The 12,362-nt window shown below is 73.5% G+C and carries 10 protein-coding genes; 6 read left to right on the plus strand and 4 right to left on the minus strand.

Features of this window, described 5'->3' with window-relative positions; translation table 11 throughout:
- Positions 1 to 29 precede the first annotated feature (29 nt).
- The 4 genes from KV381_RS03160 to KV381_RS03175 all read right to left on the minus strand — a co-directional run bounded on the left by KV381_RS03160 (position 30) and on the right by KV381_RS03175 (position 5,607).
- Entirely contained in the window at positions 30 to 659 is a 630-nt protein-coding gene (locus KV381_RS03160; protein WP_063751847.1) for a TetR/AcrR family transcriptional regulator, read from the minus strand.
- An 80-nt stretch (positions 660 to 739) separates the two neighbouring features.
- Entirely contained in the window at positions 740 to 2,365 is a 1,626-nt protein-coding gene (locus tag KV381_RS03165; RefSeq protein ID WP_218784412.1) for a DHA2 family efflux MFS transporter permease subunit, read from the minus strand.
- Positions 2,366 to 2,495: 130 nt separating this feature from the next.
- Positions 2,496 to 3,848, minus strand: a complete 1,353-nt coding sequence (locus KV381_RS03170; protein WP_230543795.1) for a salicylate synthase — start codon at positions 3,846 to 3,848, stop codon at positions 2,496 to 2,498.
- Between the two features lie 61 nt (positions 3,849 to 3,909).
- The gene (locus tag KV381_RS03175; protein WP_103537705.1) at positions 3,910 to 5,607 is read right to left on the minus strand and encodes a (2,3-dihydroxybenzoyl)adenylate synthase; all 1,698 of its coding nucleotides are present in this window, start codon (positions 5,605 to 5,607) and stop codon (positions 3,910 to 3,912) included.
- A gap of 425 nt (positions 5,608 to 6,032) precedes the next feature.
- Here KV381_RS03175 and KV381_RS03180 point away from each other — a divergent pair, with 425 nt between their 5' ends.
- From KV381_RS03180 to KV381_RS03205, 6 genes are read left to right on the plus strand one after another with little or no spacing between them, the layout of a single operon-like run.
- Positions 6,033 to 6,803: a thioesterase II family protein gene (locus KV381_RS03180; RefSeq protein ID WP_103537706.1), complete on the plus strand. Its 771-nt coding sequence runs from the start codon at positions 6,033 to 6,035 to the stop codon at positions 6,801 to 6,803.
- Between the two features lie 10 nt (positions 6,804 to 6,813).
- Entirely contained in the window at positions 6,814 to 7,698 is an 885-nt protein-coding gene (locus KV381_RS03185) for a hypothetical protein (RefSeq protein ID WP_218784413.1), read from the plus strand.
- Positions 7,695 to 8,273, plus strand: a complete 579-nt coding sequence (locus tag KV381_RS03190) for a hypothetical protein (protein WP_218784414.1) — start codon at positions 7,695 to 7,697, stop codon at positions 8,271 to 8,273. Before KV381_RS03185 ends, KV381_RS03190 begins: the two co-directional genes overlap by 4 nt.
- Entirely contained in the window at positions 8,270 to 8,935 is a 666-nt protein-coding gene (locus KV381_RS03195; RefSeq protein WP_218784416.1) for a class I SAM-dependent methyltransferase, read from the plus strand. The genes KV381_RS03190 and KV381_RS03195 overlap by 4 nt, the downstream gene beginning before the upstream one ends.
- Before the next feature lie 12 nt (positions 8,936 to 8,947).
- Positions 8,948 to 10,735, plus strand: coding sequence for a fatty acyl-AMP ligase (locus KV381_RS03200; protein ID WP_218784418.1), 1,788 nt, complete (start codon positions 8,948 to 8,950; stop codon positions 10,733 to 10,735).
- A gap of 8 nt (positions 10,736 to 10,743) precedes the next feature.
- Positions 10,744 to 12,348 carry a type I polyketide synthase gene (locus KV381_RS03205; RefSeq protein ID WP_218784420.1) on the plus strand — a complete coding sequence of 535 codons (1,605 nt, stop codon included), beginning with the start codon at positions 10,744 to 10,746 and terminating at the stop codon, positions 12,346 to 12,348.
- Positions 12,349 to 12,362: the final 14 nt, after the last annotated feature.

Here is a 12,362-nt window from a genome sequence, read left to right on the forward strand (position 1 = left end):
GGGACGGGACGCCCCGTATCCACGGAGCGTCAGGATGAAGCGGGCGTCCGCAACATCGACGACAGGGTGCTGTCGAGGATGTCGGGGACGTCCTTGACCTTGAGGTGTCGTGCGTCGGCCTCGGCCGCCGCGGCGTGCAGCAGGCTGTAGAAGGTGGTCACCAGCCAGGACAGCGGGAGGTCCGTGCGGAACACGCCCTCCTCCTGGCCCCGGACCAGGACCCGCTCCACCCGGGCGAGGACCTTCTCGTGGTGCCTGCGGCGTCGGGCCGGGGCGATGACGCCCTCGGACGCGGCGAGCAGGAACGCGTGCTGTTCGAGGATCCGCCAGCCGGACCGGACGAGCAGCGAGAAGGCCTCGTCGGCCGGCCCCTCGTCGAGCACATGGGCTCCCAGCGCCGCGTCGGCCTGCTCGACGGAGTGCTCCAGCACGGCGTCGAGCAGGTCCTCGCGGGACGGGAAGTGCGCGTACAGCGTGACCCGGCTCACCCCGGCCGCGCCGGCGACCGCGGACAGGCTGACGTTGGGGTCCTTGCGGAAGCATTCGAGCGCGGCGGCGACGATGGACGCGATGCTGCGCTCCGCGTCCGCGCGTCGGCGCGGCTCTCCTCCTGGGGTGCGGCCGCCGGGGCGGCGCACCTTCTCATGCGGCGTGGACATGGTGTGAGCGTAGGCCACCCTCTCCGGGGACGGTCCGGGTGCCGGGCCGTGCCCCGGGGCCGGGCCCGTTCCGCGTACGGTCAGGCATGGAGCCGTGGATCGGGCTCGGTGACGGCCGGGGCGTCGGACTGCTCCGGCAGCTTCGCGGGGCCCGCGTCACCGGCCCTGCCCTTGGGGAACAGCAGCACCGAGACGACGATGCCGACGGCGGCGACGGCGGCGCCGGTGAACATCGAGGGCGCCATCCCGGAGACGAAGGCGGACCGCGCCACCTCGGCGAACGCCTCCCCCGCCTCGCCCGGCAGCTCCCGGGCGACGGCGAGGGCGCCGCCGAGGGAGTCGCCCGCGGCGTCCAGGGCCGTGTCCGGGAGACCGGCGGCGACGCCGCTGTCCGTCACCTCACCGCGGTAGGTGCCGGCCAGCAGGCTGCCGAGGACCGCCACCCCGAGAGCCGCGCCCAGCTGCACGGCCGCGCTGTTGGTGGCGGAGCCGACGCCGAGGTCGTCCTCGGAGAGGGAGCCCACGATGGCGTCGCTGGTCGGGCCGATGATGAACCCGGCCCCGAAGCCGAGGAAGAGCATCGCGGCCAGCGCCCGGCCGTAGCCGTCGCCGTCGCCGGTGGTGGCGAGGATCAGCAGCGAGACCACGGCGAACGCGAGGCCGGTCGCCGCCAGCCAGCGGGTTCCCACCTTCTGGCCGAGCGCGGACGCCAGCGGGGCGGCGAGCAGGATGATCAGGGCGGTGGGTGCGATGCGCAGCCCGGTCTCCCCCGCGTCGTAGCCGAGGACGAACTGCAGGTACTGGACGATCACGAACAGCGCCCCGAGCAGGGAGAGCAGTCCGAGGAAGACCAGGATGTTGCCGACGGCCAGCCGCCGGTGGGCGAAGATCCCGAGCGGCAGCATGGGTTCCTTCGCGGTGTGCTCGCGGGTGACGAAGGCGATCAGGAGGAGCACCGCGACGGCGAAGGCGATCAGCACGGGCGCGCTGGTCCAGCCCTTGGACGGGCCCTCGATGATCGACCAGAGGAGGGTGCCGACGCCCAGCACGGACAGCAGGGCGCCCGGCAGGTCCAGGCGTCGGGCGACGGCGGCCTTGGAGTTCGGGACCATCTTGAGCGCGGCTGCCAGGGCGAGGACACCGATGGGTACGTTGATCAGGAAGACGGAACCCCACCAGAACTGCCCGAGCAGCCAGCCGCCGACCAGCGGGCCCATGGCCAGGCCGACGCCGATCATCGCGGACCAGAGGCCGATCGCCTTCATCCGCTCCTTGGGATCGGTGAAGACGACGCCGATGATGGAGAGCGTCGCGGGCATGATCAGGGCTTCGCCGACCCCCATGACCCCGCGGGCGATCATGAGCTCGGTGGTGCTGCCGGCGAACGCGGCGACGGCGGAGGCGCCGGTGAAGAGGACCAGGCCCGAGAGGAAGACCGGCTTGCGGCCGTAGCGGTCGGCGAGGCTGCCGGCGAAGAGCATCAGCCCGGCCGCCATGAGGCTGTAGATGTCGACCAGCCACTGCAACTCACCGGTGGATGCGCCGAGTTCGTTGATCAGCGTGGGCAGGGCGACGTTCAGTACGGTGACGTCGAGCCCCACGATCAGCAGGCTCAGGCACAGCACCACCAGGATCGGCCAGCGCAGGGGGTGACCGGCCGCTCCCGGCGGGGCGCCGGTCGGGGGCGGGGGCGACGCTGCAGTCACGACATGCTCCTTAACTTGAACACGACTGTTCGGGTTGAGGGTAGCGCGGAGCGCGGCACAAGTCGAACAGCACCGTAAAGGTTGAGTGGATCGGCGCCCCTGGCCCCCGTACGGCCGTCACCGCGGTCCCTCAGGCGCCCTCCTGGCGCCCCCGGGCCCGCACGAGCGTGCGCGAGACGCTCCGCAGCTTCTCGCAGGTCTCCTCGAACTCCCGCTCGGGCAGCGACTGGCCGACGATGCCCGCGCCCGCCCGCAGCCAGGTCCGCCCGTGCTGCCGGAAGACCGTGCGCAGGACGAGCGCGGCGTCGAGCGACCCGTCGCTGCCGACCGTGAGCACCGCCCCGCTGTAGAGCCCGCGCGCACCCTGCTCCAAGCCGCGGATGGCCCGGTAGGCGGCCCGCTTGGGTACGCCCGACGCGGTGACCGCGGGGAAGACGGCGGCCAGCGCCGGCCAGGGACCGCTGTCCCCGGACGGCAGTTCGCCGCTCACCCGGGAGGCGATGTGCTGAACGCTGCCGCGCTCCTTCACGGTCATGAACTCCTCGGCCCGCACCGAGCCCTCGCGGCACACCCGCGCCATCTCGTCCCAGGCGACCTGGACGGATATCGCGTGCTCGTAGATCTCCTTGGCGTCCGTGAGGAGTTCCGCGCGCCGGGCCGCGTCCTCGCCGGCGTCCCCGCTGAGCGCCCGGGTTCCCGCCAGCGGCTGGGTGGACACCCGGCCGTCCGCCGACACCTCCACGACGGTCTCCGGGCTGAAGCCCGCGGCCTCCATGCCGCCGAGGTCGAACAGGAAGGACCGGGCGGGCGAGTTGACCGAGCGCCCGGCCAGATAGGTCTCCGGAAGATCCAGGTCTCCGGAGACCTGGACGGCCCGGGACAGGATCACCTTCTGCAGTTCGCCGTCGCGGATCTCGGCGACGGCCCGGGAGACGGCCTCCCGGTACCCGCTCTCGGCCGGCCCTCCGAGGTCGACCGGCAGCGGTGCGAACTCGCCTCGCTCCGGGCCGGGTTCGGCGACGAGACGGTCGGCGACGGTGGCCGCGTCATGCGTCCCGGAACACCGGAGCTCCGCCCCGTCCGCCGTGAGCCGGACCTCGGTCTCGGGGACCACCAGATGGATCAGGGGCTCCTCGCCGAGGTCCGCCCTCTCGCCGGCCAGCGCGTACGACAGCTCGAAGGTGCTCCACCCGTAGGCGCGCCACTCCGGACAGGGAAGCGAGGACAGCATCCGGTGGACGTGTTCGAGCGGCTCGCCCTCCCACGGCGTCCGGACGCGGTTCCCCCCGTGCTCCAGCGTCACATGGGTCCGGTCCACGACGAGCCGGGCCCGCACCCCGCCCGCGTACCACCAGGCGCCTTCACGCTCGTAGACCATGTACTCGTCGTACAGACCGGCGCGGGCCAGCCGGACCGCGGCCTGGGCGGGGGTGCCGCTGAACGGGGCGCGGCTGACTGCGGGCGACACGGCGACGATGGCCACGGGGATCTCCTTGTGGGCGTACGAGAGTTGGGTCGAGGGTGGTGGTGCGGAGGCCGGCCGGTCAGCCCTGACCGGCGGCGGCCTCGGCCGCGCGCCGCGCGAGGACGCGCTTGTCGAGCTTGCCGACCGCGGTGAAGGGCAGCGAGCCGACGATGTGGACCAGGTCCGGCTTCTTGTACGGGGCGAGACCGCGCCCGTCGAGGAACGCGTCGAGCCCTCCGGGGCCGAACGGGCCGCCGTCCTCGGTCGGTTCGCCCGCCCCGGACCGCGCCTCGTACCGGGCGGCGTCCTGCTCGCGGAGCACGATCCAGGCGCAGGTGCGCTCGCCGAGGTACTCGTCGGGAACGGGGACCACCGCGGCGTCGAGAACGGCGGGGTGGGCGCGCAGATGCCCTTCGAGTTCGTCCGAGGACACCTTGTCGCCGCCGCGGTTGACGAGATCCTTCTGCCGGCCCGCGACGACGACGTCACCGTCCGGCAGTACCCGCACCAGATCACCGGTGCGGTAGAAGCCGTCCGCGGTGAACGCCGTGCGGTTGTGCGCCTCGGCGCGGTAGTAGCCGCGCAGCGTGTACGGGCCCCGGGTGAGGAGTTCGCCCACCTCGCCGGGCCGGACGTCGTGGCCGTCCGGGCCGACGACGCGTATCTCGTCGTCCGGGCTGAGGGGGCGGCCCTGGGTGGTGGCGACGCGTTCCGGGTCGTCGCCGGGGCGGGTCAGGCACAGCAGCCCCTCGGCCATCCCGAAGACCTGCTGGAGCTCGCACCCCAGGGTGGCCTGGACCCGGCGGGCGGTGTCGGGGTCCAGCCGGGCGCCGCCCACCTGGAGCAGGGTCAGACTGCCGAGGTCCTCGGGGCTCCACTCGGCGGCCTGGGCCCAGAGGGCGGCGAGCGGCGGCACCACGGCCGTCACGTCGACGCGGTGCCGCTCGATCAGCGGGAAGACCGTCTCGGGGTCGGGGGACGGGCTCAGCACGACGGTGCCGCCGGACAGCAGGGTGCCCAGCGCTCCAGGGCAGGCCAGGGCGAAGTTGTGGGCCACGGGCAGCGCGGCGAGGTAGACGGTGCCGGGGCCGAGACCGCAGACCTCCGCGGCGGCACGGACGTTGTACGCGTAGTCGTCGTGGGTGCGCGGGATCAGCTTGGGCAGGCCGGTGGTGCCGCCGGAGACGAGGAGGACCGCCGTGTCCTGCGGGTCGGGGCCGGGCACGACGGGTTCCCGGCCGACGGCGGCGCGCTCGCGGCCGGCCCGCTCGACGTCGGCGAGCGCGGTGTGCGACCCGGGTTCGCCCGACACCAGGACGTGGCGCAGCCCCGGGACCTGGGCGCGGACCTCGCCGGCGAGCGCCCGGTAGTCGAAGTCGGACGCGGGGTCGGGGTCCTCGGCGGGGACCACATAGGCGACGGCCCCGCTGTGGTCGCAGAGGTGGACGGCCTCGCTGCGGCGGTAGGCGGGCAGACCGAGGACGGGTATCACGCCGACTCTCAGCGCGGCGAAGAGCAGGACGAAGAAGTCCGGGCCGTTGGGGAGTTGGACGACGATCCGGTCGCCGGTCCTGAGGCCGAGGCCGACGAGGCCGGCGGCGAGGTGGCCGGCCCGGCGGTCCAGATCGGCGTACGAGAGCCGGCCGTCGTCGGACACGAGGGCCGGGGCCGGTCCGGCCGCCCGGGCGTGCTCCGCGAGGAAGGCGCCCAGTGGACGGCCCTGCCAATGGCCGAGCTTCCGATACCGCTCGGCCGACGCGTCGGGCCATCGAACCATTTCCACGAAGAATCTCGCTCCTCTCCATCAAGAAGGACATCCGGAAGCACATCAGGAGGCACTCCGGGAGGCACGTCGGGAAGTTTAGCCAAGGAAGCGCGAAGACTTGACTGCGCCGTAAAGATTCTCCTTCTCGGAAAGTTTCAGGCAATCCAAATGAGATCACTGTTTGGTAACAACAATCCTTGCCTGAACTGCGATTACCCCCCTTATCTGCGATTTCGTTCAGGAGATCCGACATGACCGGGGCGGGTACTACCCCTTCAGGCACCCCCTCTTCTGAAGGGGCATCCGTTCGCGTACGTTGACCTGGGAATTACCCGTCGACATCGCCGGTTCATTCCTCTGCATTTCCAGCACTCCCCCTCCGGAAACCGCGCCCTCCGCTTTCCGTCTTTCGCGCCTCCACCGAAAGGTCGACTTTCTTGCTGCGCACGCCGGAACCCCGGAAGCACCCCGGACTGCGCCTCATCTGCTTCCCGCCCGCAGGTGGTTCGGCGCGGTTCTTCCAGCCCTGGCTGCGGGAGCTGCCGGCCTCGGTCGAACTCGGCGCCGTCCAGTACCCGGGCCGCGGCGACCGGGCGGGCGAGTCGCCGCCCGTCCACCTCGACGACCTCGTGGAGCCGGCGGCGAAGGAGCTCGCCGAGCGGGCCGATCTGCCGCTGGTGCTCTTCGGGCACGGCATGGGCGCGCTCGCCGCGTTCGAGACCGCGCGCGTCCTGACGTTCCATCACCAGGTGCCGCCGATGGCCCTGTTCGTCTCGCAGCAGGTCGCGCCGATGGACGGCGAACCGCACGCCGCCCTGCTGTACGACGACAGCCCCGCCGCCCGGGCACACGGTCTGGACGGGACGGCCTCCCCGGTGAGCGCCGCCGCATCGCGGGCCGACGGGCACGCACCGGTGCCCCCCGCCACCGTGTACGCCGACCTCCGGCTCGCCGCGCGCTACCGCTACCGGCCGGGCCCGCCCCTGCACTGCCCGGTCACGGCGCTCGTCGGCATCCACGGCGCACGGGTCACCTCACGGCACGCGCAGGGCTGGCGTCCCTGCACGACCGGCGCCTTCACCCTGCGTGCCATGCGGGGCGGCCCCGACCACGTCGTGCAACGCCCGGAGGCGGTCGTGGCCTTCATCCTCACCAGCTCCGGACCGGTCGGCGCCGCCGCGCGCCGCCCGTCCCATCCCTCCCGCTAGGAGACACCTGATGGCGGCTTCCGCCTCCCGGTCCCGGCTCGACCAGGACCTGCTCGCCGGCGTCCTCACCGACGTCCTCACCCAGGTCCCGTACAACAGCGCCGCCCAGTACCACATCCACTACGGGACCGGCTCCTCACCGGAGCGCTTCGGCACCGCCTGCGCCTGGCAGACCTTCGACGCCGGGGAGCGGGTCGCCCGGCTCACCGGCGTCACGGCCCGGTACCGGGTCGGCGGCCGGCACGTCTGCGCGCTCTACGACGACGGCGAGACGCTCACGGTCCTCGACCCGTATCTGCTGCACCGCGCCCCGCTGCGGCTCTCGCGGTCGGCCGCCGTCGACGGCGTCGTCCGCACGGAGTCGGAGGCCTACCCGCTGCGCCGGGCCGCGGACGGCTCCCCGGCGCCGTCGGTCCTACGGGCCTTCTGGCGGCCTGCGGACGGGGTGCTGCGGCTGCAGTACCTGCGGTACAGCCCCCGGCTCGGCGAGCTCGTCATGCACCGGGCCTACACCATGCGGCCCGAGGACACCGTCACCGAACTGCCGGTGCCGGCGCCGCTGGTGCGCGAACTGCTGCTGCACCCCGAACAGAACAACCTCTCGGTGCGGGCCGTGCATCCCGGCGACGACGGGCTCACCGAGGTGGCGCTGCCGTTCCCGGGGCGACCGCGCGGCGCCCTCGCCCGCGAGGAGGCCCTCGTCGCCCGGGACGACCAGGGGCGGGTGAGCCGCTGGGGAAGCCCGGCCTTCGGGCGCGAACTGGAGCGCGTCGCGGAGGCGTTGACGACCTCCCCGCGGGAGGTCGTCGACCATCTGCTCCGGGCCGCCGCGCTCTACGACGCGGCGGCCCCCGTCGACCTGGTGGTCCCCGACTACTCCCTGGAGGACGCGTGACCGCCGCCGGTCCCCGCTCCTACTTCCTGGCCGGCGTCATGCAGGGGGCCCGCGGCGGTGCCGTACTGGCCGACCAGGGCTACCGCGAGCAGCTGCGCCGCACCATCCTGGAACACCGGCCCGACGCCGTGGTGCACGAACCGGGCCGGCTGATGCGGGAGTGGATCGGCGCCCACGAACAGGCGATCCTGACCGGTCATGCCGCGCTGGCCGACACCCCGGAGATCCACCGGGACGCCCTCGACCCGGCGGTCTCCCTGCTCACCGCCACCTTCCACCGGCTGACCGAGCTCGCCGCCGAGAGCGATGTGTGCGTGGCCTGGCTGCCGGATCACGAACCCAGCATGGGCACCGCGGCCGAGATGCTCAGCGCCCATCGCGGCGGCGCCACCGTCGTCGCCGTGACGGAGATGCGCCAGAACCTCGCGGTGCTCGCCTGCTCCGATGTGATCCTGCCCGATCTCGCCGCCTTCGAGCGATGGCTGACGTCGCAGGGCGCACCCCACGACGGGACGCACGAAGCCGCCGACCGTTCGCCGACCACCGAGCCCACCCCCGGAGGAACCTCCGCATGACGGCCACCGCTCCGAACAACCCGCAACTGGAAAGCCGCAGCGGGAAGTTCTTCGCCCGCTACTACGACGCCATGACGGCCCGGGCCGAGGAGAAGTGGGGCCGGCCGCTGCGCACGCTGATGTTCGGCGAGCTGACCGGGAACATCCTGGAGGTCGGCGCCGGTTCCGGCGCCAACGTCCCCTACTTCGCCAAGGCCGAATCCCTCGTCGCCGTCGAACCGGCCGGCGAGATGCGCAGGCAGCTGGAAGTGCGGGCCGCCGAGGCCCCGATCGACGTACGGGTCGTGGACGCCTGGGCCGAGGACCTGCCGCTGGACGACGCCTCCTTCGACACCGTCGTGTGCACGCTCGTACTCTGCACCGTCGTCGATCTGCCCGCCGCCCTCGCCGAGATCCGGCGCGTCCTGCGGCCGGGTGGGCAGCTGATCTTCTTCGAGCACGTCAGGGCCCCGGGCGCCGTCGGTCTGGTCCAGGACGTGCTGGCCCCGCTGTGGAAGCGCGTGGCCGGTGGCTGCCGGGCCAACCGGCGGCTGCTGACCGCGCTGCGCGACGCGGGATACCGGGTGCGCGTGCACGAGGTCGTCCGCCCCTGGCCCCGCTACCCCACCAACACCCCCTATCTGCGCGGCACCGCCGTGCCCCGGACCGACGACCGCGGCTGAGAGGAAGAACCCATGTCTGCGTGTACCTCACCGCGGCCGCCCGGCCTGGCCGCGGCCGTACGCGAGTGGGCCCGGCACCGTCCGCGGGCCACGGCGCTGACGTTCGTGGACCACTCGACGGACCGTTCCGGTGTGACCACCGAGCTGACCTACGGTGAGCTCGACGCCCGCGCCCAGGCCGTCGCGGGCACGCTCGTCCGCGGCTGCGCACCGGGCGACCGGGCCGCGATCCTGTGCCCGCACACCGCGGACTACGTCGTCGCGCTGCTCGGCTGCCTCTACAGCGGGGTGATCGCCGTGCCGCTGTACGCACCGGAGGCGTTCCGCACGGACGAGCGGCTGCGGCTGGCCATGGCGGACTGCGCACCGGCCGTCGTCCTGACCACCTCGCCGCACTCCCGGCCGGTGCACGAGCTCCTGGCGGGGACGGCCGGGACCGCCGGGCCGCCCTCGGTGCTGTGCGTGGACACGGTCGAGCCGGGGCCGCGGCAGCGGGTGATCCTGGCCGAGGCGGACCGCCCGCACGACATCGCGTATCTGCAGTACACCTCGGGGTCGACCCGTGACCCGGCGGGTGTCCAGGTCACCCACCGCAATCTGGCCGTCGGCGCCGAACAGCTGCGGGCCGGGCTCGGCATCGGAGCGGACGCGCGGATCGCCGGCTGGCTGCCGTTCTTCCATGACATGGGGCTGCTGCTGATGCTGGCGGTGCCCCTGACCAGCGGCGTCCCCGCGGTGCTGATGCCGCCCTTCTCGTTCGTGCAGCGGCCGGTGCGCTGGCTGACCGCGATCAGCGAGCACCGGGCCACCCACACCGTGTCGCCGAACTTCGGCCTGGACCTGTGCGTCGACCGGATTCCGGCGCACGCGAGGACCGGTCTCGATCTGTCGTCGCTGCGCACCCTCGTCAACGGCTCGGAGCCGGTACGGGCCGCCAGCCTGGACCGGTTCAGCGCCGCGTTCGGCCCCTTCGGATTCCGGCCCGAGGTCCACAGCCCGGGTTACGGACTGGCCGAGGCGACGCTCGCCGTCACCCTGGGCGGCCCGTCCGAGCCGACCGTTCTGACCCTGGACCGGGCCGAGTTGGCGCAGGACCGGGTGCGCGTCCTGACCGAGGGCGGCCCGGACGGATACCGCGTGGTGAGCTGCGGGACACCGGCCGGCCAGGAGGTCCGGATCGTCGCGCCCGACACCGGCGCGACGGTGACCGAGGGCCGGACGGGCGAGGTCCGGGTGCGCGGGGCCAATGTGTGCGCCGGGTACTGGCGCCGGCCCGAGCGGACGGCCGAGGTGTTCGCGGCGGGCGACCCCGCCGATCCGGACGGCCGCTGGCTGCGCACCGGCGACCTCGGCTTCCTGTGGGACGGGGAGCTGTATCTGACGGGCCGGCTGAAGGACCTGATCATCGTCGAGGGCCGCAACCACCATCCGTCGGACCTGGAGCAGACCGTCCAGGAGGCCAGTTCGGCGGTGCGGCGGGGCCATGTCGCCGCGTTCTCCACCGGATCGCCGGAGGAGGGGGGCGAACGGGCGGTGATCGTCGCCGAGTTGGAGCGCCGCTGCACGGATGCGGAACGGGAGACATTGCGCGCCGCGATCCGTGCGGCCGTCGTGGCGCGGCACTCCCTGGACCCCCGGGACGTGGTGCTGGTCCGGCGCGGCGCCCTGCCCAGGACCACCAGCGGGAAGATCCGCCGGGCGCACTGCCGGGACCGGTATCTGGCGGGAACGTTCGACGCACCGGACCCGGCCGCCGCCACCGCATCGGCCGCCGTGCCGGACGGGGCGGCGGCCCGGTGAAGGACGCGGTGCACCGTCTGCTCGTCGAGCGGGCCGCCGCACGCGGCGGTCTGCCCGTCGAACGCGTCGACCTGGACGCGCCGTTCGACACGTACGGCTTCACCTCCGTCGACGCGGTGGCGCTCTCGGCGGAGCTGGAGGATCTGCTCGACCGGGACCTGCCGCCGACCGTGCTCTGGCAGTACCCCACCATCCGTGAGCTGACGGACTTCCTCACCGGCGATCCGGCGCGCCCGCCCGCAGGGCCCGTGGAGGCGGCCCCCGGGGCCGGTGCGGCGGGCGGCCCGTACGGTGACACGGATCTGGCGATCGTCGGGCTCGGCTGCCGGCTGCCCGGCGGTGTCGGCACCCCGGCCGGGCTCTGGGAGCTGCTGCGCTCCGGCGTCGACGCGGTGGGCACCGTCCCGGACGGACGGTGGGACGCCTACCGCCGTCTGTCGCCCGGCCACGCGGCCGCCGTCGACCGGACGCCCCGGCACGGCTCGTTCCTGGACGAGGACCAACTGGCCGCTTTCGACGCGGACTTCTTCGGCATATCACCGGCCGAGGCCGCTGCGATGGACCCGCAGCAGCGGATCCTCCTGGAGGTGGCCTGGGAGGCGCTGGAGCACGCGGGGCTGCCGGCCGACCGCCCGGCCGCCGACCGTACCGGTGTGTACGTGGGCGCGTGCGGCGACGACCACGGCCGGGCCGCGCTGGAGGACCTGCCGTCGATCACGGCGCGCACCGGCACCGGTTCGGCCATGAGCGTCATCGCCAACCGGCTGTCGTACGCGCTGGATCTGCGCGGGCCCAGCATGACCGTCGACACGGCCTGCTCGTCATCGCTCGTGGCGCTGCATCTGGCCCGGCGCGGGCTGCTCGCCGGGGAGTGCGACACCGCGCTGGTCGGCGGCGTCAATCTGCTGCTCTCACCGGGCGTGACGCTCAACTTCGCGGACGGCGGGGTGCTTTCGCCCGGCGGCCGGTGCCGTCCCTTCTCCGCCTCGGCCGACGGTTACGTCCGTGGCGAGGGCTGTCTGGTCGTCGTGGTGCGCAGGCTCGACGACGCGCTGCGCGACGGCGACCGGGTGCTCGCCGTGCTGCGCGCCACCGGCACCAACCAGGACGGCCGCTCCAACGGTCTGATGGCGCCGAACCCGGCGGCGCAGGAAGCCCTGATCCGCGAGGTGTGGGCCGGCTCCGGGCTCGACCCGGCGGAGGCCGGCTATGTGGAGGCGCACGGCACCGGCACCCCGCTGGGCGATCCGATCGAGGCCTCCGCGCTCGGTGCGGCCCTGGGCGGCGGCAGGTCCGCCGGCTCTCCGCTGCGGATCGGCTCGGTCAAGTCCAACCTGGGCCATCTGGAAGGCGCGGCCGGACTCCTCGGCCTGGCCAAGTGCGTCCTCGCGCTGCACCACGGCCTGATTCCCCCGACCCTGCACCACGACGCGCCCAACCCCCTGATCCCGATGGCGGATCGGGGCCTGTCGGTGGTGGACCGTCCGGTGGCGTGGCCGCCCGGTGACCGACCGCGTACCGCCGGTGTCAGCTCCTTCGGGTTCGGCGGCGCCAACGCCCATGCGGTGCTCGTCGAAGCCCCGCTCCCCCAGCCGGTGTCGATCCCCGAGTGAGAGTGAACTCCCCC

The sequence above is a fragment of the Streptomyces sp. WY228 genome (assembly GCF_019287315.1).
Classification (GTDB): domain Bacteria; phylum Actinomycetota; class Actinomycetes; order Streptomycetales; family Streptomycetaceae; genus Streptomyces; species Streptomyces caviscabies.

Excerpts from the sequence above, each read along its gene's own strand:
- KV381_RS03160 (WP_063751847.1), bottom strand. The coding sequence starts at position 659 with ATGTCCACGCCGCATGAGAAGGTGCGCCGCCCCGGCGGCCGCACCCCA.
- KV381_RS03200 (WP_218784418.1), top strand. The coding sequence starts at position 8,948 with ATGTCTGCGTGTACCTCACCGCGGCCGCCCGGCCTGGCCGCGGCCGTA.
- KV381_RS03175 (WP_103537705.1), bottom strand. The coding sequence starts at position 5,607 with ATGGTTCGATGGCCCGACGCGTCGGCCGAGCGGTATCGGAAGCTCGGC.
- KV381_RS03185 (WP_218784413.1), top strand. The coding sequence starts at position 6,814 with ATGGCGGCTTCCGCCTCCCGGTCCCGGCTCGACCAGGACCTGCTCGCC.
- KV381_RS03195 (WP_218784416.1), top strand. The coding sequence starts at position 8,270 with ATGACGGCCACCGCTCCGAACAACCCGCAACTGGAAAGCCGCAGCGGG.